General features: G+C 62.4%; 19 protein-coding genes and 1 pseudogene. 7 read left to right on the top strand and 13 right to left on the bottom strand.

The genetic code is table 11. The features are described from left to right. Positions 1–506 precede the first annotated feature (506 nt). Positions 507–902 carry a polyketide cyclase gene (locus VIR62_RS03540; protein ID WP_431868741.1) on the top strand — a complete coding sequence of 132 codons (396 nt, stop codon included), beginning with the start codon at positions 507–509 and terminating at the stop codon, positions 900–902. Positions 903–959: 57 nt separating this feature from the next. Here the strand turns inward: VIR62_RS03540 and VIR62_RS03535 are convergent, their stop codons facing one another. The 3 genes from VIR62_RS03535 to VIR62_RS03525 form a co-directional block, all read right to left on the bottom strand. Further along, entirely contained in the window at positions 960–1,280 is a 321-nt protein-coding gene (locus VIR62_RS03535) for a DUF736 domain-containing protein (RefSeq protein ID WP_431868739.1), read from the bottom strand. A 332-nt stretch (positions 1,281–1,612) separates the two neighbouring features. Beyond that, a complete protein-coding gene (locus VIR62_RS03530; RefSeq protein ID WP_431868738.1) occupies positions 1,613–2,518 on the bottom strand; it encodes a HEPN domain-containing protein in 906 nt (301 codons plus the stop codon). 70 nt (positions 2,519–2,588) lie between these two features. Next, positions 2,589–2,942, bottom strand: coding sequence for a sigma-70 family RNA polymerase sigma factor (locus VIR62_RS03525; protein ID WP_431868736.1), 354 nt, complete (start codon positions 2,940–2,942; stop codon positions 2,589–2,591). 265 nt (positions 2,943–3,207) lie between these two features. On the opposite strand from VIR62_RS03525, the gene VIR62_RS03520 reads away from it, so the two are divergent. Continuing rightward, positions 3,208–3,516 (top strand): HU family DNA-binding protein, encoded by a 309-nt coding sequence (locus VIR62_RS03520; RefSeq protein ID WP_431868734.1) that lies wholly within the window; start codon positions 3,208–3,210, stop codon positions 3,514–3,516. A gap of 3 nt (positions 3,517–3,519) precedes the next feature. Then, positions 3,520–4,011: a YbaK/EbsC family protein gene (locus VIR62_RS03515; protein ID WP_431868733.1), complete on the top strand. Its 492-nt coding sequence runs from the start codon at positions 3,520–3,522 to the stop codon at positions 4,009–4,011. Between the two features lie 128 nt (positions 4,012–4,139). On the opposite strand, the pseudogene VIR62_RS03510 reads toward VIR62_RS03515, so the two are convergent. From VIR62_RS03510 to VIR62_RS03500, 3 genes and pseudogenes are all read right to left on the bottom strand, one after another. Continuing rightward, positions 4,140–4,520, bottom strand: a pseudogene (locus VIR62_RS03510) (IS110 family transposase); the annotation flags it as partial. Between the two features lie 54 nt (positions 4,521–4,574). Further along, on the bottom strand, positions 4,575–4,844 hold the full coding sequence (locus VIR62_RS03505) for a hypothetical protein (protein WP_431868731.1): 270 nt from the start codon (positions 4,842–4,844) through the stop codon (positions 4,575–4,577). Positions 4,845–5,065: 221 nt separating this feature from the next. Further along, a complete protein-coding gene (locus VIR62_RS03500; protein WP_431868729.1) occupies positions 5,066–6,223 on the bottom strand; it encodes a PilZ domain-containing protein in 1,158 nt (385 codons plus the stop codon). A gap of 250 nt (positions 6,224–6,473) precedes the next feature. On the opposite strand from VIR62_RS03500, the gene VIR62_RS03495 reads away from it, so the two are divergent. Continuing rightward, positions 6,474–7,508, top strand: coding sequence for a GGDEF domain-containing protein (locus VIR62_RS03495; RefSeq protein WP_431868727.1), 1,035 nt, complete (start codon positions 6,474–6,476; stop codon positions 7,506–7,508). 77 nt (positions 7,509–7,585) lie between these two features. Here the strand turns inward: VIR62_RS03495 and ctrA are convergent, their stop codons facing one another. Continuing rightward, entirely contained in the window at positions 7,586–8,287 is a 702-nt protein-coding gene (gene ctrA / locus VIR62_RS03490) for a response regulator transcription factor CtrA (protein ID WP_431868725.1), read from the bottom strand. A gap of 262 nt (positions 8,288–8,549) precedes the next feature. Between ctrA and VIR62_RS03485 the strand changes: the two genes are divergently transcribed. Then, complete coding sequence (locus VIR62_RS03485; RefSeq protein ID WP_431868724.1) at positions 8,550–11,237, top strand: PAS domain-containing protein; 2,688 nt, start codon at positions 8,550–8,552, stop codon at positions 11,235–11,237. 24 nt (positions 11,238–11,261) lie between these two features. Here the strand turns inward: VIR62_RS03485 and VIR62_RS03480 are convergent, their stop codons facing one another. The 6 genes from VIR62_RS03480 to VIR62_RS03455 all read right to left on the bottom strand — a co-directional run bounded on the left by VIR62_RS03480 (position 11,262) and on the right by VIR62_RS03455 (position 17,139). Further along, positions 11,262–11,897, bottom strand: coding sequence for a response regulator transcription factor (locus tag VIR62_RS03480; protein WP_431868722.1), 636 nt, complete (start codon positions 11,895–11,897; stop codon positions 11,262–11,264). A 153-nt stretch (positions 11,898–12,050) separates the two neighbouring features. Further along, positions 12,051–12,518 carry a Csu type fimbrial protein gene (locus VIR62_RS03475; RefSeq protein WP_431868721.1) on the bottom strand — a complete coding sequence of 156 codons (468 nt, stop codon included), beginning with the start codon at positions 12,516–12,518 and terminating at the stop codon, positions 12,051–12,053. Next, complete coding sequence (locus VIR62_RS03470; protein WP_431868719.1) at positions 12,500–14,794, bottom strand: fimbria/pilus outer membrane usher protein; 2,295 nt, start codon at positions 14,792–14,794, stop codon at positions 12,500–12,502. The genes VIR62_RS03475 and VIR62_RS03470 overlap by 19 nt, the downstream gene beginning before the upstream one ends. Beyond that, a complete protein-coding gene (locus VIR62_RS03465; RefSeq protein WP_431868717.1) occupies positions 14,778–15,458 on the bottom strand; it encodes a fimbrial biogenesis chaperone in 681 nt (226 codons plus the stop codon). The genes VIR62_RS03470 and VIR62_RS03465 overlap by 17 nt, the downstream gene beginning before the upstream one ends. A 68-nt stretch (positions 15,459–15,526) precedes the next feature. Next, positions 15,527–16,030, bottom strand: a complete 504-nt coding sequence (locus tag VIR62_RS03460) for a Csu type fimbrial protein (protein ID WP_431868716.1) — start codon at positions 16,028–16,030, stop codon at positions 15,527–15,529. Between the two features lie 725 nt (positions 16,031–16,755). Further along, on the bottom strand, positions 16,756–17,139 hold the full coding sequence (locus tag VIR62_RS03455) for a hypothetical protein (protein ID WP_431868714.1): 384 nt from the start codon (positions 17,137–17,139) through the stop codon (positions 16,756–16,758). Positions 17,140–17,162: 23 nt separating this feature from the next. On the opposite strand from VIR62_RS03455, the gene VIR62_RS03450 reads away from it, so the two are divergent. Both VIR62_RS03450 and VIR62_RS03445 read left to right on the top strand, forming a co-directional pair. Further along, positions 17,163–19,286: an AAA family ATPase gene (locus VIR62_RS03450; RefSeq protein ID WP_431868712.1), complete on the top strand. Its 2,124-nt coding sequence runs from the start codon at positions 17,163–17,165 to the stop codon at positions 19,284–19,286. After that, positions 19,279–21,015, top strand: coding sequence for a UvrD-helicase domain-containing protein (locus VIR62_RS03445; RefSeq protein WP_431868710.1), 1,737 nt, complete (start codon positions 19,279–19,281; stop codon positions 21,013–21,015). Before VIR62_RS03450 ends, VIR62_RS03445 begins: the two co-directional genes overlap by 8 nt. Positions 21,016–21,298: the final 283 nt, after the last annotated feature.

Raw genomic sequence — 21,298 nt, 5'->3', positions numbered from 1 at the left:
GACGCCAGCAGCCGGCCGACGCCGCTGCCGCGCCCGATCCGGGCGCCGGTGAACCTGCTGGCCTTGCGCGCGACCGTTCCGCCCGCGCGATTGACGGCACCGCGCAGGCGATGACTTATCGGTCGGTCCTGCCCGATACGTCCGAGCCAGAGCATGAAGGGATCGTCGGCCATGATGGTTCTAACCACGCTGTGATCGGGGCCGATGAGGGAAGCTGCGGGCAGGAGTTCAAGGGCCTCCAGAAGCGGCACCCCCGAACGTCCCGGATCAGGCGGGATTGCGCGCCGACCAGTGCCGGAATGGAGGCATCGTCCCGCGCATGCCTCCCCCGGGAACGACGTGCAGGCGCCACTTTGCGGGCCTCATGGAGGCACAGCTTTTAATCTTGCCCTCCTCTATCTCCCGTCTGTCTCCCAAAGCCCCCACCGGACGGCTCATCTCCCCTCTGGACGCTGGTGGACGCGGGACAGCGCCCGCGCCATGCTCGTCGCGAAGGAGAGACCAAGATGCTGCCCGCTAGCACCTACAGCCGATCGATCGACCGCGAATGGCGGTCGCTCTACGACCTCATCTGGCGCCCGGAATTCTTCCCAAGATGGGCGTCAGGACTGTCGAAAGCAGGCCTACGCCAGGACGGTGACGGCTGGTTGGCGGAAGGGACCGAAGGCCCAATCCGCATCCGGTTCACACCTCATAACGACTATGGCGTGATGGATCATGTGGTCGAAACGGGTGACGGAAACGAGGTCCATGTGCCGATGCGGGTGGTCCGCAACGGCCACGGCGCCGAGGTCCTTCTGACCCTCTATCGCCAGCCCGGCATGACCGACGAGACGCTCGCCACCGATGCCGAATGGATCAAGCGCGACCTCGCCACGCTTAAGAAATTGGTCGAAGGGTGAGCGCCGGATTGTCTGCGAATGGGCGGCACGCCGGCTGGCCGGCGCGCCGCCAGATGATCAGTCCGCCGGGTTCCAGATGATGGCGAACCGATTGCCGTCTTCGCCGGCGGCGCGGCCGAGATTGGCGTAGAGGCGGCGCGGCCCGAACTCCGGTGCCGCCAGACTCAGCGACACATAATCGCGACCAGACGTTTCGGAATGGCGGTTCCAGCCAGCGCCGATCTCGACGTCGCCGGAGAGCACCCGATAGTGCGGCTGGGTATCGCGACTGCGCCTGGCGTTGGCGACGATCGTGATATCGGCGCGAATGCTGAGCGTCTTGAGGTGGCCAGTGAACGAACCGTTTTCGTCCTGGGTTACATATCCGATAGCAGGCATTGATCTTACTCCTTCAGGCTCGCGGGACCCATTCCCGTCGATGCCGGCCGTGATGGGATGGGCATCAGCCGCCGCGCGCACCGGGACGGCCGCAGCGAAGCGAAGGACCGGCGTGGCTGCGCTATTTTGCTGCGCGAGGAAGGCGCATCAGCGCCGGGGACAATAGCGTGGCAGCGCCGGTTGCGCGGGGTGCCGCCCAGCCCAAGGCAGAGGCATCAAACGACGGGAATGGGTATCGAAGCGTCGGGGAAGTCGGCTAAACTGGCAGGATAGGCCAGGCGACGGTCCCGGAACACGCTGAAGAGTCGGACCTCATCACGAAAGTCGCGCCGTTATTCGCCGGCGTGTGCCTCAAGCTCCGCCAGCCGCTCCCGGCAAAGGTCGGCGACGATATCGCGCAAACGCGCGACCGACGCCGCCAGGGCGTCGAGGTCCTCAGTGGTAATCGCGTAGCTGGCCGAGTAGCGCGCCTCGACATAGGCGCGCTTCAACCGCTCGAAGCGGGCACGATCGCGCTTAGTCTCACGCGGCCAGGCGTCGACCAGCCGAGGCTCCTTGTCCTCGGCAAGCGAGCGCAGGAACTTGATGTTGTGCGAGCGCGGGAAATAGAGCGTCCGCACCAGCAGGAAGCAGATGTAGAGGCGCTCGGTCGCCTGGTGCAGCATAAAGGCTGCATCTCGAAGAACCTCATTTTCCACGCTCGTGTCCGAGAGTGATCGAGCGTGATCAGCCAGCGGAAGCCAATAGTCGAAATATTCTTTCGCCATCCGGTAGGCGTCGCCGGGCGTAAGCGGCATCGGCGTGGCCAGCGGATGGCACGGCAACTCGTAGAGGGCGATGCCGTCGCGCGCGATGTCGATCCAGAAATACTCGCCACGCTTGAGCGCACTGTTCACTTCGTCGAGCGAATGGACGATGATGTTGACCGGCCGCGCGATGGCGGAATCGCGAGCGATCCGGTCTTCGGCGACATACCAGTAATCGGCAATGTCGGTCAGGTCCTCATGGCTGACCACGATCAGCAGATCGAAGTCGGACTGATAGCCGTTCTCCGGCTCGTCCACCCAGTCGTCGCGCGCATAGCTGCCGAACAGGATGATCTTGTAGACCTTGCCATTCCGCTTGTGCGGCTGGGTCGCCAGCCCAATCGCCTTGTCGAACTCCTCGAGCAGGATATCGCGTACCCGCTCGAGTTCGCGCTGTTGCCTCTCGGGCAGATGGTCGAGATCGGACTTCATCGCCGCTGTTCCTAACCGGCTAATCGGACCGGGCCAAGCGCGCCGGGCCGAAGCCCGGCGGGGATCGCATTCACCACAGGCGCAGGCAGCGCCGCCACCGCGCCCTCAGCCCGGGCGAGCGGCCATAGGTCATGTGATGACGGAGGTGATACAGCGCCGCTGCGAAATGGCGTTTGACTGTCTCGATCGACAATCCCGTGCGCTCGGCGATCTGCGCATAGCTCATATGGTCGAGGCGCAGCGCCAGGAAGATCTCGCGCTGTCTCCTGGGCAAGGTCCGGACCGCGGCTTCCAACCGCCGCAGCCGCTCGGGATCGGGCGGTTCGCTGGGATCGGGACGCTCGGCTCCGAGGCTGCGTTCAAACGCCTCCCTCGCCCGCTGCGCCAGAGCGGCGACATTCGGCTCTTCAGTGTCGGATGCCATGCCTCTTCCTCCTTCAACCCGCGCACCGGCGCCGGACTGGCGGGTGGGCGGCAGGAGCGGACCGGCAGGCCCGGAAGAGCGGTGGACCGCACCCGAAGGGCCGCAATGCCAATGGAGGATCCCGGCGCAGCCGGGATTGCGGTCCGCCGCGGCGGGCCTAAAGGGAGCGACGCCCACCCGCGAGGCCGGCTAACGACGCCCCGCCTGAGCGTGGACGGCGAAGCCATATCCCGCTGGATTCTGGCCGGCGCGCTTCGGTAAGAGGATGCTGCATCAACGAAAAGAAGGAACATCCTCCATGAACAATGCCGACCTCGCCGAGACAATCGCCAACGGCCATGACCTCATCAAAGCCGATGCCCGCAAGATCGTCGATGCGGTATTTGCTGCCATTGCCAAAGCGGCGGCCGGTGGCGACGAGATCGCGCTCAATGGGTTTGGCAAGTTCAAGGTGAAAGAGAGCGCCGCTCGCCAAGGCCGCAATCCCGCGACCGGCGCAACCATCCAGATCCCTGCCTCGAAGAAGCTGACCTTCACACCCGCCAAGGCGGTCAAGGACCAGCTCAACGGTTAAGCGATGAGCCTGCAGTCGGTTCGGGCGTTTCTCTCCGGGAGGGCGCCCCACCTCACCATTATTGACCAGGGCGCAAGCACCGCAACCGTGGCGGAAGCCGCACTCGGAGTCGAGCCCGGCCGGATCGCCAAGACATTGTCGGTGCGGGTCAAGGACCAGGTTTTGCTTGTGGGCACGCGGAGCGACGCCCGGCTCGACAACCGCAAGACCAAGGACGCTCTTGGCGGACGGCCGCGGATGCTCGGAGCGGACGAGGCGGAAGCCCTGACCGGCCATCCGGTCGGGGGCGTCTGCCCGTTCGGGCTTGCGAGCCCCCTCCCCGTCTATTGCGACATCTCGCTGCGCAATTTCGATGTGATCTACCCGGCCGCAGGTTCCCGAGCGGCCTCGGTGTGCATCACGCCGAACCGGCTTGCCGAACTGGTCGATGCTCGCTGGATCGATGTCTGCCATGATGCGCCAGCACCACTTAGCTGCTTCCGCTTGCGCCCATAGCGGCCGCTCCGGTCGTCGCTGGTGATGCCGAAAACCAGACGTTCATTCAGGTGGTCGGGCTATGTCCGCTTTCGACAGTGGGTTCAACGGGTGGTCGCAACACTTCAATCTTTGACGAGATGGGAGTGCAGATCGCGCGTCCGGTGCAACGCCAGCGCCGCCTGCTGCTCCGCCGACTTCACTGGCACGAACCGCATGCTTGGCCGCGCCACCGCCTCACAGATCGCCTCGGCATCCGAGGCACCATGGCGCCCAGCCCATTACCGCATCTTCACATATTGCGGCGGCATCAGCCGCACATCATGCCCCAGCGCGATCAGCTCGCGCGCCCAATGGTGCGACGTGCCGCACGCTTCGATGCCGATCAGGCACGGCGCCAGCTTGGCGAAGAACGGTAGCACCTGCGCTCGCTTCAGCGCCTTGCGCAATACCGCCTCGCCGGCGCCATCAACCGCGTGAACTTGAAAAACGCTCTTGGCCAGATCGAGGCCGATCGTACTAATCTCCATCGTGGGTGGCTCCCTTTGCTCGTGGACGCGTTGACAGCTTCCACACTTTGGCACTCAGATGCCGGTAGCGGGAGCCATCCACCCCATCTGCTTTCGGTCGCGGCTGTGTGGAAAGTCTCTTCGGAACCCAGCGTGGGACCGCTGCGACAGCGGACCGGCTTCGAGCCCTACCCCGACAATCTCCAGATCTTCACCACACAAGAGACGGACCAGCGCCTCAGGCTCGCTCGCTACTTTCGCCTCACGCACCACCTGACCTTGCGCATCGACCACGCAAATACTGGCCTGTTCCAGCGACACATCCAATCCGGCATAGTGCTCCACGGCTGTCCTCCATCAGACTTGCGGGGCATCGAGGCACCATACCTGAAACCCCGTTCCATCATGACCGGGGGACAGCCACCCCTCCAGATCAGGAGGCGCGGCCCATTACCGTATCTTTCCACCGTCGCCACGTTCGCTCGCCGCTGCCACGACGCGCTACGTATGTCCTCGGGACAAGGGCATCGGGTGGCAAATGCGACCCGCTCCTCACGCGAAGCCCATCAGAATTCCGAGACCCTGTTCAAGACTTGATAGGGTATCATGTTGCGAAACTCGACCCCGGCCGACCCTTCGCTGGACCAGCGCACGATCGCCCGCTCCTCAAAACCGTTCTCAAGGCATACCTTGACGGCAAGCCCCGGCGTCAGATCACCGGAGTGGCCGACTCTCATCCCCTTTTGCGAAATGTCTATGACCGACAGCTTGTGGACCCCCGCCTCACTGTAGGCGATGGCCCGCTTGGTGATCGACAGGCGCGGCGGCCTTGACCGAGACTGCGCGCCGTCCTGCGCAAGTTGGCTGAGCAACGTGACGCTGTCGATGGCTTCATCCAGAGCCACACCAATCCCGGCTTCGTCTCTCCAAACGACGCGGCCGCAAAGCCGATGCCGATCGGAAAGCTCAAACTGAAGCTGTTCACCCAACTTGAGAACGAGGTTCGTCTCAGCCATGAGACCGGAATCCGAGATACTGCGTAGGCAGCACAATCCGCTGTCATTGACGCTCGTTATCTTGGCAATACGAAGCAGCGTCCGAATGCGCGGCTCGGCGCGACGCTCCGCCGCATCCCAGCGAGGACCGACGCTATCCTCGACCTCCGTCATTGCGCTTTTGAAGTCGTCCGAATGTTCCGGGTCTTCGGCCGTCAAGTCTCGGTCACCGGCAGTGTCCGAGGACCAGCTAAAGTCCGGCCCTTCATCCGCTTTGTCCATCTCGTCGGAAGGGCAGCTGATGAGACCAAGCTCCGCGCCGGCCAGCGGCCCAAGATCCAAGGATCGGTTATTGGCGGCCCTGCAGTGCCGCTTGTCGGCCTCCAGAATAGCCGACACGACGAACATCGGGAGCGGTTGCCCGAAAGACAGGCCTACCGAAGTTCCCCGCGTCCAGCGGACCGTTGCCGGACGCAGAACGCCCTTCACCAGTTCAATCTGGATCGGCCGGCCCTCTTCGACCGGAGCGGCGGTAAGGCCCGAGACGCCGGTGCACGACAGATTCCTCAGGCAGAATTCATGGCTGAGACCATCGCTCTTGATTGTGCCGTTATAGCGCCTCACGTCGTGTCGCTGGTCCGACCGCCGGTTGCTCTTCTCCGTCTCAGGCTCGCGGGGTTCGTCATTGGCCTGATGGAATAAGGTTTTCGCGAAGAGGGTCTTGAGCATGTTCGGTTCTCCTTGGAGATCAGCATGCCCACAAATGGCTGGACATCGTTCTAATCGATATATCGAAAAACTACTATATCGGAGTTTTTCATAGTTAACTTGAAGTTAATCCTGCACTAGAAAATTACCTATATTGCCATAAGTGACAAACTTCCGGTAAGCATGATAACATTTATATCAAGATACTAGGACTGCGAGATACATTTCGGTCTCGTGTGCCGTTTTAACTTATAGATGAGCCAAGACGAACATGGTCAAAGATAGGGAGAACAAGCGGGTCTACTCGGAAATCGGCGATTTCCTTTTCCACCACCGGCTCGAACCCAGCCCTTCCAACTACATGCTCGTCCACATGCTGATAACGAAGAGCAGCCCTGCGGCCGTCAGCGCTGTCGAGAAGGCCATTACCGACGGGTTCCGGCTGACGCAGCGAGACGCCGATCAGATCATGGCAGACATCGATTCAGGGCTTGCGGCGAGCTCGACGCCCAGCGTTTCGGATGAAGCCGTCCAGGTGGCGGCACGTGAGATGGAGGCGTTCGCCAGGCTGATCGACGATACAAGGGCCGAGACACAGTCCTACGGGCGGGACCTGGAGCAATCCGCCTCGACATTGTCCCATATGGACGCTTCAACGCCGGTTGCGGAGATAATTCGATTTACCGGCGCAATGATCGAGCGGACCCGGGCGACGGAACGGCGTCTCGAGGAGGCAGTCTGGGAAGCGCGTTCGCTCCGCGAGAAGCTCCAAAGCGCACGGGAAGAGGCAAGAAGCGATCTGCTGACAAAGCTCCCTAACCGCCGGGCGTTCGAAGCGGAATATGGGGCGCTCGCCTGGGAGGATCATCCCGTGTGCCTGGCTCTGTGCGACATAGACCATTTCAAGTCGATCAATGATTCCCATGGCCATGCGGTAGGCGACAGAGTGCTGCGGGCAGTGGCGCGGACGTTCGAGGAAACGTGCCGGGATCATATGGTAGCGCGTCTTGGCGGAGAGGAGTTTATCATTCTGTTCAAAGAGCTCGGCCTCGAGGAGGCAGTCGAGTTCGTGGAACGGTCGCGTGAGGCTGTTGCTGAGAAGCGATTCAAGGTGCGCGAGACAGACTGCCCCCTTGGAACGGTTACTTTTTCAGCTGGAGTTGCGGCTGTTGCTGCGGGCGAGCCCCTTGAGGCGGCTCTGCGACGCGCCGACAGGCTCATGTACCGGGCCAAGGGAAGCGGACGTAACCGGATCGAGGCTGACGGTGCTTTGTCTAATCTGCCCGAACTGGAAACACCGAACTAGCAGAACCGAATAGATGTCGCCGTCATTCATGACGGCGAAAGGGCTAACGGTTCCGCACCGTCACGTCGGTCCGATCGTTAGGCCGCAAGCCTGACGTCGGTCTTTTCGGGGTCGTTCAGGACATAGCCGCGGCCCCATATGGTCTCGATGTAATTGTCGCCGCTATAGGCGAGCGAGAGCTTCTTCCTCAGTTTGCAGATGAAGACGTCGATGATCTTCAATTCCGGCTCGTCCATGCCGCCATAGAGGTGGTTGAGGAACATTTCCTTGGTGAGCGTGGTGCCCTTGCGGAGCGACAAGAGCTCCAGCATCGCATATTCCTTGCCGGTTAGGTGCACCCGGGCACCGTCGACCTCGACCGTCTTGGCATCGAGGTTCACGGCGAGCTTGCCGGTCTTGATCACGGATTGGCTATGCCCCTTGGAACGGCGCACGACCGCCTGGACACGGGCGACCAGCTCCTCCCGATGGAAGGGTTTGGTGACATAGTCGTCGGCGCCGAAGCCCAATGCGCGGACCTTCGAGTCCACTTCACCCGCGGCGGACAGGATCAGCACCGGGGTCTTGACCTTGGCGGAACGGAGCTTCTTAAGCACGTCATAGCCGTGCATGTCGGGCAGGTTCAAATCGAGGCAGATGATGTCGTAATCGTAGAGCTTGCCGAGGTCCAAACCCTCTTCGCCCAGATCGGTCATATCGACCTTGATCCCCTCCTCTGCGAACATCAGCTCGATGGCCCTCGCGACTGTCGGCTCGTCCTCGATGAGCAGTGCTCTCATGGGGCACCTCCTTGCGTGTAAAACTCAAAAATGGCGGGACAGCCGCTATCGGCCATTTGGTTAACAGGCCGATAACCACCCCCTAGTATGATAACTAGCTGGGGGCTTCAGCCGTCCCTTGGGCTGGCACATCAAGTGCGCCTCATCTATCGGGCGCGCCTCGTGGCGTGCGCTGCTTCCGGGAGCCAATCCGTTGCGCATAAGGGATTTTGGACCCATGGTGGTGCGCCGCGATACCCAAAACACAGGAACGAACCAATCGATGTTCAGGAACGATGCGGCGGATGATGATACGGCTCGGGGATTCCGCCACAAGGTCTGGCACGGGATTACCCCCGTCCTGCTGCTCGGCGTGTTTCTGGTCGAGCTTGTCACTCCGCGGGGCTTTTGCGACGGCATATTGTACGCGATCCCGATCCTGACCGCTGCCTTTTCGCTGGATAGGCGCCTCATAGCGGCTGCCGTGACCGCCGGGTCCGTTCTCACCCCGATTGGCTACTTCATTTCTCCTGCGGGAGTAGATGCCGACTATGCGATCGTGAATCGCGCGGCCGCCGTCATCGTGCTGCTGGCCACCGGCCTCCTTGCAACCATGGCTGTTCGCCATCTCCAGGCGATGCTGAACGCACAAAGCAAGGCCTTGTTCAGCGCGCTGGAGCTCGGCCGGACCCAGCACCTCATGCAGGTGGCCGGGCGAGTTGCGCGTATTGGCGGCTGGTCGGTCGACGCGCGCACGCGGCGTGTTGAATGGTCGGACGAGGTGGCCGCCATTCATGAGCTTCCTGCAGGCGAATATCCGACGGTCGAAGAAGCGACCCAATTTTATGCGCCTGAATCACGCCAGAGGCTCATCGAGGTGTTTGAGGCCTGCCTGCGTGACGGAAAGGCCTATGACGAAGAATTCGAGTTCGTAACCAAGTCCGGCCGGCGAAAATGGGTGCGATCGATAGGCGACCCCGTGCGCGATGGTGCGGGCCATGTCATTCAGGCCGATGGGGCGCTGCAGGACGTGACGGAACGGCGATTACTCGAGGCAAGCCTTGAAGAAAGTCAGACAAGGTTCCGGCAACTGGCGGATGCGATGCCGCTGATCGTCTGGACGGCCGACCCGGATGGAACGGTGGATTATTCGAGCAGGGCCATGTTCGAATACACGAAAGAGCCGGACATGAACCTGCCCGCGGCGGAGTGGGCGACGGTTATTCATCCGGACGATGTCGAAACCGTACATTCGGCCTGGACGGAGGCCGTGCGCTCCGGGAGCGATTACAGCATCGAATTCAGGATCAGGCGTGGCTCCGATGGCAGCTATCGCTGGCACGAGGTTAGGGCGGTTCCTATCCGGGACGATGAAGGCGCCATTGCCAAATGGTTTGGCACGGCGACTGACATTCACGACCACAAGCGCAACGAGGAAGAGCTCTCACGATTGTCGGGACGCCTCGTGTCGACGCTCGAGAGCATGACCGACGGCTTTTACATCCTCGATCAGGAGTGGCGATTTACCTACATCAACTCGGAATTTGCCGGTTGGCTCAAGCAACCGAAGGAAGAGGTCCTTGGGAAGGTGTTGTGGGAGCATTCACCGCACCTTGTCGGCACGGCTATCGAAGCAGAATTCAAGCGCGCGTTTTCGACCCAGGCCGCCGTGGAATTCGTGCAGTTCTTTCCCGGTGTCCGACGGTGGGTTCGGATCCATGCCTATCCCTCGGATGAGGGTCTGTCGGCCTATCTTGAGGACATCACCGCGCAACGAGAGCTCGACGAGAAGCAGCGCCAGTCGCAGCGGCTCGAAGCCGTCGGGCAGCTTACCGGAGGCATCGCCCACGATTTCAACAATCTGCTGACGGTGATTCTCGGCAACTCCGAGGCCCTCGTGGAAGAGCTTTCCGGCAACCAGGCGCTGAGACCTGCGGCCGAGCTGACGATGAAGGCCGCGGAGCGGGGCGCCGAGCTTACCAGCCGGCTGCTGTCGTTTGCTCGCAAGCAGCCGCTCGATCCCAAGTCGATCGACATCAACGGGCTCGTCTTCAGCCTGGATAGCCTTTTGCGGCGAACCCTTGGCGAGGACATCGACATCCGGCTGGTTCGCAAGGGCGAGCTATGGCGGGCTGCGGTGGATATATCGCAGTTCGAAAATGCGCTCCTCAACCTGTGCATAAATGCCAGGGACGCCATGCCGGACGGCGGGCGTCTGACGATCGAGACCGACAATGTTCACCTCGACGAGGATTATGCGAACAATCAGGTCGAGGTGGTCCCGGGGCCGTATGTCATGATTGCGGTTTCCGACACCGGGACCGGAATGCCGCGCGAGATTGTAGAGAAGGCGTTCGAACCCTTTTTCACCACGAAGCCCGTGGGCCAGGGCAGCGGCCTCGGCCTCAGCATGGTTTACGGTTTCATCAAACAGTCGCAGGGCCACCTGAAGATCTATTCGGAAGTTGGCCACGGGACGACAGTGAAGATCTACTTGCCCAAAGCGGAACGGGAGGATGCGCGGGCCGACACGAATGCCGCGAGCGTCCCCCTCCCTACCGGAACCGAAAGCATCCTGCTGGTCGAGGACGACGACATTGTACGCGAGCATGTCGCCGCCCAGCTGAGAGGTCTTGGCTACCACGTCACCTTGGCGGGCGACGGCGTGAAGGCGCTGGAGATACTCGACGACGGTGCCGAATTCGATCTGCTCTTCACCGATGTCGTGATGCCGGGCGGGATTAGCGGGCGCCAGCTATCGGAGCAGGCGCGCCAGGCCCGTCCCCATCTGCGCGTCCTCTTCACATCCGGCTATACCGAGAATTCGATTGTCCATAACGGTCGTCTCGATCCGGGCGTCAATCTCCTCAACAAGCCCTATCGACGTCAGGACCTGGCTACCAAGCTTCGCTCCGTTCTGGATAAGGAACCGGATTGCCAGGGCTCCGACCGATCTGGGACGCCCGGATGAGATCTTGCCGCTGGGATGCGGCCGCTAGTCAAGGAGCCCAGCTTCCTTCGCGATCAGCACGGCCCGAGTCATGCTCTGGACACCAAACTTCCTGCCCAGCTTGGCCCGATGCATCTCGACTGTTCGGCTGCTGATGCCGAGCTCGCGGGCGATATGCTTGCTCGTCAGGCCCCCGGCCAGCCCATGCAGGACCTCCTTTTCCCGAGGAGACAGGATGATGGACCTTTGCACCTTTTCCCGGCCCTTGTGCTCGCGTACGGCCGCAAAGGCTTGTTCCAGCACCTCCAATAGCCGCGCCTTGCGGAAGGGCTTCTGGATGAAGTCCAGCGCACCCGCCTTGATCGCATCGACGGCGTCGGGCAGGTCTGCCTGACCGGATATCATCACGACCGGATCAGGAACGCCGCGCTCCTTGAGCGTTCGAAGGAGCTCGAGCCCGCTCATCTCGGGCATTCGCAGGTCAAGCAGGATACAACCGATAGGCAGGTCAGGCTGCGCCCTCAGGAATTCCGCAGCAGTGCCGAACTCCTCGGAATATATGCCTGCGCCTGTAAGGATCGTTCTGAGCGTAGCGCGCACGGCCTCATCGTCGTCGATCACATAGACGCGGCGATCAATCAGCTCGCCCTCAATCGAACTGGCAACTTCGCTCACGCTCACAAAAATATCTCCCGAGGAAATGGTTCCTCTGCGCTGTCTCGCGTAACGGGCCCTTTTTCCGGTTGCAGGCCCAGTCAGTCATCGAAGATTCGGGAAGATATGAACGGCGGGGGGTAACAGAAGGTTAACGCTTTGCCACAGCCGAGATCGGCATCAGAAAGTCACGGTTACGACCAGTAAGTCGGAATAGGATCCGGCCTCGACACTCTGTCGTGCCGGAATCCGCCCATATATTGGAAGGTCGAGGCTGGTGCCGGAGGCGGATACGGTGCTCCCCCCTGAAATCCCGTCGCCCCAGACGACCACGCGCGAGGCATCGGTATATAGGTTGTAACTGAGGACCTCCGCGCCGTTGTGCATCTCCCTGGCATCATAGGAGCCGGCCCCTGTCCCGACGGAGACCGTGAAGGCAGTTTCGGCATCGCATGCAACGCTGATCATGCCGACACCGTCCGCGGGGCCCGGAGCCAAGGTGTCGTAGGCTCCGAAGGGAACCGACTGCGGGGTGACGCCACAAGCAAGAGCCTGCGCGGGCGTGGATGCCGCGATCAGGCTGAACAGCAGCGCCGCTGTCAGTGCGTGGCGCCGGTAGCCTGTCATGGCTAAATGGCCGTCGCGCACATGAATTCTCCCAGTTCCGGTTGTGGACCGCTGGCGTCAGGCATATCGAGCGCAAAGCGACACGCACCATCTTCCCATCTCGCTTCGATCACATTCCGTGATTGAAGGCCGGAAAGGTAGACCTGGCCGCCCGGCGCGGACAGGAACCCCCGGTCCACCCCGACGATCTGAACGCTCGCTCCTGCGGGCAGCGGCTTGCCCCCGGGCAATACGACACGCATCAGCGCCGACTGCTCGCGCGGGACGTCGAACGTCACCGCCACACCGCTCCTTGCATAAGGTCTCACGACCTCCTCCGATGAAAGCACCACCGTGTCCAATGGGAGATCGGCCAGCTCGAGGCGGATAATGTTCTCCTCATAGGGCCGAAGCGCCGGAATGATCGCGCGCCCATTCTCGTTCGTTCGGGCGACCAGATGGTTATCCGCATAGATACGGACATTCGCGTGGTCACCCGCATCGACAACGGCGAAACTTTCATCCAGCTTGCGGGACGCGAACAAATCTCCCTCGACGGACGCGATGGCGCCGCCGACCAGGATGCGCGCGCCCAGCCGTTCATCAACGTAGGAGAGCTCAGCACCAAATTCGCCGAAGCGCGTGTTGAGCTGGAGGCGACCGTTGAAGCGGTCGAACTGGCCGGTCGCGGCCGATGCCCGATAGCCCCAGCCTTCGCCGAATGGGGGATCTTCCTGAAGAGCCGCAGTGGCGCTGAGGCCGGCGCCGTCGTGCCGCAGGCTGGAACTGAAATCCGTTCGTCCGCCGAGCGGCATCGAGAAGAACATCTCGACGGCCGTCTCGCCGGCTGCTCCGAATGCCTTGCGGCCGGCGACATTCAAGGTTCCGAGCCTTCCGATGCGGATAGAGGCGTTGGCGCTTAGGAATTCAAGGTTGGGATCGTCACCCCTTCCGTCGCGAAGAAGATAGGATGCGCCGAGAGAACCGAAATCCGTGGGTACTCCAATGAACGCCTGCAGGGTCTTTGACGGCCGGGCGGCGCCTTCCGTCATGCCCAGGCTCCGATATTCGGACGTATTGAATTCTGAAAGCAGGCCGAATGAGAAGGCTGGACTCCGGCGTTCCAGGCTGAAGCTGATCTGGCCGCCCGTGCCGCCGTCCGAATGGCTGCCTGCCAGCGAGGCGCCGACAAGCCCAACGTCGGGAACAACGACGCTACCGCCGACACCCACCGTCTGCACGTCGGGCGATGCTTCGGCGTGCACCTCGCCTGTAAGCCGGTCGCTCACGCCGTATCGATGTGTCGTGGCCAGCATGGGCGCGCCATAGGCGAAGCTTTTCCGCCCATAGTCGCGGCGCAGAAAGCCGATCTCGTAGGAATAATCGTGAAGACCCGCGCGCAGTTGCCCGGGCGCGTTGTAATAGCTTTGGCGGACAAGGGTCTCCCGCCCGAGCATGTCGCGTACGACCAGATTCACTTCGCCATTGCCGCTGACGATCGGCGCGTCCACGACCTGGAACGGTCCTGGCTTGAGGTCGCGGCTGCCGACCAGAGCATCATTGACATAAATATCGACCACGGAGGGCAGCGCGGCGCTGCCGTTCAGGCTCGGCATCGGCAGCGTCACGAAGCCGGGCTGCACTTCGAAATTCCGCCCGAACCGAATCCCGCCGTAGCGGAGCGGCAATCCGCCGATCCCACCACGGGTGATGCTGTCGCCGACGCTAAGAGAGCGCATGCGATCGCGGTCATCCACCGTCCAGCTGCTGTCGAGGCGTGTCGCTTCGAGACCCCCGCCGGCCCAGCTCGCGGTCGCGGTGGTTTGGACGAAACTGGCGCCTGAGAAGATGCCGAGCTCGAAGGCCCCGTTCAATGTCGCCGGGCCGGCGCCATACTGGCCCAGCAGCTCGTAGTTGAACAGGAAGCCCGGTCGCGCGGGGGTCATGACACCGGGATCATCTTGCTGGAATGAGACCGTCGTCGTCTCGAAGAGTTCGGCCGGAACTGAGAGCTCGATCTTCTGACTGGCGTTGTCGACGCGCGCGTTCACGCCGCTCAGTTGCTCGAGCTGCACATAAGGAGCGCCTTCGATCGTGGTCACCTTGACCCCGCCGGCGCGTATCCGCAGCTCTGCGAGTGTCTCGCGGGACAGATAGAAGGCTCCAGCGGAATCGGTGAACATAATCACCGGTTCGCCGGGCATGCTGTTGATATTCAGTGCCATAACCAGCGGCGTGAACGTCTCGCTCGTGTCCAGGACCGGAATCGCCGAGGTCGCGGCCGCCGTCATCGCGAGGGCGCTAAGGCTGCTCCACAACGACCTTGCTCCGCACCTTGCCGCGCGAGCTGGTCACGACGAGCTCGGCCGGAATGTCCGTTGGCGTCTTCAATGTCCACCGCCTGGCGCTGCCTGGAAGAACCACCCCCATGTCCTTGGTCGCGGCAATCTGCCGTCCGTCGGAGCCCATCGCGGTTATGGACAGAATCTGGCTATGAGCGGTGCCGTCGTTCCGGGCTTGCAGCACCGTCGCGCCTGTCGCGTCCTGCCACGCGGACCAGCGAAGTTCGGGTGCGCCTTCGGTTTCGGCCTCGATGTACAATGGGAGGTTGAGTCGAAGGGCAACCTTGATCCCGGTGCCGCTGGCTTTCTCGTTCGGTATCTCCTCGACGATTACGCGATAGGCGGCGCCTGGCGTGCGTCGGCGAAGGCCAAGCCGGATTAGCTGCTTGCCATGGGGCTCGAGCATGAAGATTGGGGGAGAGGCGATCAAGTCGTCGGCCGGTGCATAGACGTCCTTCCCAGCGACCTGCGTCCAGCGAAGGGCGCTAACGCGGATGCCCACCTCATCGCCCGTGTCGTTCCCGATGCTGAGCGATGTTGTCGCCTTGTCCGGAGAGAGACTCAGTTTGACTGGATTGACCTGGAACGAGCTGGCGAAGGACGGCGCAGCTTGGAATAGCTGCGCCGCCACAACGGCCATGCCAGCCGCTCTGATTGAGGCCCTCCAACGACGACCGGTTCTCGCAGATAATGGCATGGATTACCGCCTTAATAAGAGACGGTGACCGTCACGGTGTCCGTGTAGGCACCGGCGGGAAGCGAGGTCTGACTCGCGAGAACGCTGCCGTAGATCGTGGTCGACTGCGCAGAGCCAGTGCCAGTTCCCGTTACCTTGACCGTGCTCGCATCGGCGGCATCACCCCAGATATTGGTGCGGGCCGAATCCGTATAAAGAGCGTAGTTGAGCAGGTTGGCGCCGTTCGCCATCTTGCGCGTGGCGAGGGACGCGCCCGTTCCGGCGCCGGCGTCTGCCGCTGCCGACCATGCGGTGCCGCTGGTGCAGGTCACCGAGATCGTGCCGGTGCCGTCGACCGCCGCACCGGTCGTGACATCGACATCGCCGAAGGCGACGGTGCCAGCGGAGACGTTGCAATTAGATGTGACCGTCGCGCTGACGTCGAGCGTGTCGGTCGTAGCGGCGATGGCCGGCTGGGCCGCCGCCGCAGAGAGCAGGGCCAGAATGGCCGCGCTACGGGCAATACGAATATTCATTTGAAATCACTCCTGACGATTGAGGGGCCACGGCATCGATGACTCGCTAGACTGCGCCATTCCGGACCTCAGCCGGCCATCCATGCCGCAATGTCATTGCATCGGCAGGAATTTACGATCGAGGCGAAACCGGCATCGTAGGATTACGATCCAAGCGTGCGATGGATGTCTGCCTTTGGCGACAGGGTCGATCGCATGGCACAAGTGAGAGTTGCCCTCGCCTCCACCATTCAGCCAAAAATTGCTTATTTTCGCATTTAGTTGGCCGGCCAGGCTTCCGGCCGCCCCACATTTTCGTCCCACATGCCTGCGCTCTGCTGGGCTTCATTGGACGGGTGAGAAACGACCGGCTGGGAGCCGGCATTCGGAACGTTCGCCCCGAGGATGAGCGAGCCGGACAGGTGGCGCGAGCGACTAAGGCTACGACCGGCAGACCGCACGCTTTTGTTCCTTACGATGATTCTTGCGGTGGCGAGCGACTGACCGTCGCCATCGCGGTCGGAACCGGGCTCGGCCTCGCTCAACGCCTGCTCCGGCGCGGCGTCGAGCCAGCCGATTGGACACCATCAGACCGTTGAGGTCCGAGAGCGGCGTCAGATCTCGACGTCGATCCGATGCGAGGCATCGGCAGGTGACGGATAGACATAGTCGCTGGTCACAGATCTCTGCCGCTGCTTATGATCGATTACGAGACTTCCATAAGCTCAACGAACCTGCCTTAGTAGTCAATAAGGTCCGCTAATTGCGGTCGGCGCCTGAAACCAGACTGACTGCTTCTGGGCCAGTTCCGGCTGTTCCGGTTCGCGCCCGTTCCGGCCTTTCAGTGCGCCGTCCGCGATTCCCAAAAGCGGAAATTCGTTCAGTTGGCCGAGCTCCAGAAAGCGGCTGATATATTCAAGCGCTAGTCGAGAGCGGCCAGCCATCTCGGTCCACTCGATCGATGATGTGCGAGGCGCGCTGCATTTAGAACCATTGGGGACCGAATGATCCCCGACGTCGAACGACTTGGCCGATATGTGCGCGCGGGTCATGATATCGGATGATCGGGAGCGTCGGACGAGCGAGTCGGCGAATTTGGGGGAGAGCGACACGGTGTGCCAGATCGGCAAGTTTAGTATGCAGGGCGGCGTTCGTGCATATTGAGCGCATTGAGGTGCGCAATTTCCGGCTGCTGCGCGAGGTCGAGCTGCGCTTCGATGCCGCGACCACAGTCATCGTCGGGCGCAACAATTCGGGGAAGACCTCGCTCGCCGACGTTCTCGCCAAGTTCCTGCGCGACCGATCGGGCTTCGCGCTCCACGACTTTTCGAGCGCCTGCTATGACGGCTTCTGCACGGCGCTGCGGGCGCTCCAGGAGGGCAAGCCTGACGAGGAAGTCCGCGCGCTGGTGCCGGCGATCGAGCTGCGCGTCGCGATCCATTACGATCCCGCCAACCCCGATTTCGGCCCGCTCGGCGACTTCATTATCGATTTCGACGAGGCCGGCGACACCGCGTTGCTGGTAGGCAGCTATGCGCTTAAGGGCGGGGCGATCGCCGCATTGTTCGAAGGCCATCTGGAGTCCGATTTCGGCGGCGAGGGCGCGACGATCCTCGCCGAACACCGACTGGCCTTGTTCAAGGATCTGGCGCTGCGCGTGCCGCAGCTGTTCGCGCTCGAATGGCGCGCCGAGGATCCGGGCGATCCGAGCAACGTCAAGGTCGTCGCCGCCACCGCCATTCAGGGGCTGATCGACTGCCAGTTTATCAACGCCCAGCGCGGGCTCGACAGCGAGGGCAGCCGCGAGACCGACGTACTCGCCGGAGTGCTCGAGGGGTTGTTCGCCAGCGCCTCCTTGCTCGGTGCCGATGGGGAGCAGCGTGACATCGCCGAGAGCCTCGAGCGCGCGGTTTCCGATATCCAGCTCAAAATCGACGACGACTTCAAGGCGCAATTGAAGCGGCTGATGCCGACAATCGAGAGCTTCGGCTTTCCCGGACTAGACGGGCAGGAGCTCCACACCGAGACCAGCCTCGACGTGCAGCGATTGCTCTCGAACCACACCAAGGTCCGCTACAAGGGCTATAGCCATGTCGACCTGCCCGAATCCTATAACGGCTTGGGCATCCGCAACCTGTTGATGATCCTGTTCCAGATCGTCGGCTTCTACCGCCGCTTCCGTGCTGCGGTGCAGGCGCCGGTAGTCCAATTGATCTTCATTGAGGAGCCCGAGGCCCATCTCCATCCGCAGATGCAGGAAGTCTTTATCCGTCAGCTGGGCGAAATCGCTTCGAAGCTGCGCGGCGACGATCCCGGCCACTGGCCGGTCCAGTTCGCGGTCTCTACCCATTCGTCGCACATCGCCAACGAGACGCCTTTCTCCTCGATTCGCTATTTCATCGCGGGATCGAAGGGCCAGCCGGTCGGGGTGCGCTGCACAAACATCAAGGATTTGAGCAAGGACCTGCCCGGCCTCACCAAGGCCAGCGAGGCATTCCTTCACCAATATCTGACGCTGACCCGCTGCGACCTGTTCTTCGCCGACAAGGCGGTCCTGGTCGAAGGAACCACCGAGCGTATTCTTGTCCCCGAGATTCTCCGCAAGCTCGACGCGGCGCGGAGGCAAGCGGGCGGCAGGGCGGAGATCCGCGCGCAATATATCACCCTGCTCGAGATCGGCGGCGCCTATGCCTATCTGTTCGAGCCTCTCCTCGAATTTCTCGAGCTGCGCACGCTGATCGTTACCGATCTCGACGCGGTGCGACTCGAGGCGGTCAAGGGCAAGAGGCGGCTGGTCAAGCGCCCGGTGCATCTCAGCGAAACCACCAGCAACGCGACTCTGAAACGCTGGTTCGGCAAGCGCCCGACCCCCGCCGAGCTCATCGCCATGCCCGAGGCCGACAAGGTCCGCGACCATCTCCGCATCGCCTATCAGCTCCCCGAGGCGGTCGACACCAATTGTGGGCGGACTTTCGAGGATGCCTTCATCTTCGCCAATCCCGGCCTGTTTGGAATCAAGGGCGCCACGCCCGACGAACGAGCGGTCTGGGCGTTCGACTATGTCGGCAACGTCAAGAAGTCTGACTTTGCGCTGCGCTTTGCGACGCGCTCGAAGGACTGGACCCCGCCGCTCTATGTCGCCGAGGGGCTCGACTGGCTGACCGCAGCGCCCGCGGTCGCGATCGATCCCAATCTCGCTCTGATCGCTGCGGCCGCTTTGGTGCCGCCGCCCCTTGATGCGGGCAGCGACCAGAGTGAAGGCGAGATCGATGCCTGACCCCGCCGTCAATCCCGCCGAGGAAGCCGCCCGGCGGTCCTGGGCGAAGCTCGAGCAGGCACTCGATACGGGCACCAGCTTCGTGTTCGAGGCGGGGGCGGGAGCGGGCAAGACCTATTCGCTATTGCAGACGCTCGACCATCTGATCCCGCGCCACGCTCGAGAATATTTGCGCCGCCGCCAGCAGATCGCCTGTATCACCTACACGCGCGTGGCGCGCGACATGATCCTGACCAGCACCGACCGCCATCCGGCGGTCTATTGCGAGACGACCCATGCTTTTGCCTGGGAGCTAATGCGCCAGTTCCAGAAGCAAATCCGCGAGGCGGTCCTCGGGCTCGACGCCTGGGCCGAGCGGCTCGCCGAGGTCGAGGCTCTCGAGACACTAAGCGTCGATTATGAGCTAGGCCACCGCGCGGTCGAGGACGGCAGGCTCAGCCTCCACCATGATGACATTTTTCCGGTGTTCATCAAGCTGCTCGATAACGCCAAGTTCCGCGCGGTGCTGACCAGCCGCTTCCCGATCCTGCTCGTCGACGAATATCAGGACACCAATGCAGCGCTGATCGCCGCGTTCGAGCGGCATTTCTTCGGGGTCCCGGGGGCGCCGCAGTTCGGCTTTTTCGGCGACCATTGGCAGAAAATCTATGGCGACGGGATCGGCACGATCGACAACACCGCGCTCGTCCGCATCGACAAAGGCGCCAATTTCCGCTCGGTCAAACCGGTGGTCGAGGGATTGAACCGCATCCGCCCCGAGCTGCCTCAGATCGAGCGCGATCCCGATCTGCCGGGCATGGTCCGCATCTTCCACACCAATGGCTGGCAGGGCCAGCGCCAGACCCGCAACCATTGGCAGGGCGATTTGCCCGCTGACGAGGCGCGCGCCGCCTTTGTCCATGCCCGCGGCGCACTCGAGACTGCCGGCTGGGATTTCCGACCCGAGCATACCAAGGTGCTGATGCTCACCCAGCGCGCGCTCGCCAACGAGCTCGGCTATGGCAGCCTGCCTGGCATCTTCCGCTACAATGACGCGTTTGCCGACAAGTCCGATCCGCACATCGCCTGGTTCGTCGAAATGCTCGAGCCCGCCGCGCTCGCCTTCGAGGCGCGTCGCTACGGGGCAATGTTCGAGGCGCTCGGGCGCGGCGCGCCGCCGGTCCGCGGCGCCGCCGACAAATTGCGCTGGTCGCGGACCATGGCGCGGATTTTGGAAGTCCGCGCCGGCGGCACGGTCGGCGACATGATGGAGCATCTACTCGAAGCCGGGCTCCCCGAGCTTCCCGAGAATGTCCTGCGCGCCGAGCAGAGGTTGGCCGAGCCGCTGGCCGAAGGCGAGGAACGCTCGCGCCGGCTGGTCGAGCTCGAAGCCCTGAAGGCAGTGCCGTTCACCGAGATCACAGAGCTCGCGCGCTACCATGCCGGGACCTCTCCGTTCGAGACCAAGCACGGGGTCAAGGGCGACCAGTTCGACAACGTCCTCGGCGTGTTCGGGCGCGGCTGGAACCAGTATAATTTCGACGACTATCTGCGCTATGCGCGCAATCCCGGCGGCGCCGATCGTGCCGACGCGTTCGAGCGCGCGCGCAATCTCTTCTATGTTGTCTGTTCCCGGCCGAAGGAGCGGCTCTCTCTCTTGTTCACGCAGAAACTGAGCGATGAGAGCCTAGCAACGTTGGCCGATTTCTACGGCGAGAACGCGCTAGTCGATATCGGCGGTCAGCTGTGATCTGAGCTCGAAATTGCCGCCAAAGTACAATGATCGGCATCCGGCCGAGAGCGCCCGCTATCCCGAAATTTCCCAAGCCGCCTTCCTGCTTGGTATCTCCATCCCAAACCCGCATGACGATTGCGGTCGACCGCAGTCAGATCGAAGCACGGCAGCTATCGGACTCAAGGTCGCGCAAAGGCCCCGTTCCGCTTGCGGCCGAGGCTGTGTGGAAAGTCTCTTCGGGGGCGTTCTCTGGCGTGCGGACCTGGGGAGTGGGGCGACTTTCCGGTTTTTCGCCTTG

The sequence above is a fragment of the Allosphingosinicella sp. genome, assembly GCF_036570505.1.
GTDB lineage: Bacteria > Pseudomonadota > Alphaproteobacteria > Sphingomonadales > Sphingomonadaceae > Allosphingosinicella.
This window is presented reverse-complemented; position numbering and strand designations above follow the sequence as displayed.

Bases quoted from the DNA above. Each gene is read 5' to 3' on its own strand.
- VIR62_RS03535 (WP_431868739.1), bottom strand. From the start codon at position 1,280: ATGCCTGCTATCGGATATGTAACCCAGGACGAAAACGGTTCGTTCACT.
- VIR62_RS03525 (WP_431868736.1), bottom strand. From the start codon at position 2,942: ATGGCATCCGACACTGAAGAGCCGAATGTCGCCGCTCTGGCGCAGCGG.
- VIR62_RS03520 (WP_431868734.1), top strand. From the start codon at position 3,208: ATGCTGCATCAACGAAAAGAAGGAACATCCTCCATGAACAATGCCGAC.
- VIR62_RS03515 (WP_431868733.1), top strand. From the start codon at position 3,520: ATGAGCCTGCAGTCGGTTCGGGCGTTTCTCTCCGGGAGGGCGCCCCAC.
- VIR62_RS03500 (WP_431868729.1), bottom strand. From the start codon at position 6,223: ATGCTCAAGACCCTCTTCGCGAAAACCTTATTCCATCAGGCCAATGAC.
- VIR62_RS03495 (WP_431868727.1), top strand. From the start codon at position 6,474: ATGGTCAAAGATAGGGAGAACAAGCGGGTCTACTCGGAAATCGGCGAT.
- ctrA (WP_431868725.1), bottom strand. From the start codon at position 8,287: ATGAGAGCACTGCTCATCGAGGACGAGCCGACAGTCGCGAGGGCCATC.
- VIR62_RS03530 (WP_431868738.1), bottom strand. From the start codon at position 2,518: ATGAAGTCCGATCTCGACCATCTGCCCGAGAGGCAACAGCGCGAACTC.
- VIR62_RS03460 (WP_431868716.1), bottom strand. From the start codon at position 16,030: ATGAATATTCGTATTGCCCGTAGCGCGGCCATTCTGGCCCTGCTCTCT.
- VIR62_RS03465 (WP_431868717.1), bottom strand. From the start codon at position 15,458: ATGGCCGTTGTGGCGGCGCAGCTATTCCAAGCTGCGCCGTCCTTCGCC.
- VIR62_RS03540 (WP_431868741.1), top strand. From the start codon at position 507: ATGCTGCCCGCTAGCACCTACAGCCGATCGATCGACCGCGAATGGCGG.
- VIR62_RS03445 (WP_431868710.1), top strand. From the start codon at position 19,279: ATGCCTGACCCCGCCGTCAATCCCGCCGAGGAAGCCGCCCGGCGGTCC.
- VIR62_RS03485 (WP_431868724.1), top strand. From the start codon at position 8,550: ATGTTCAGGAACGATGCGGCGGATGATGATACGGCTCGGGGATTCCGC.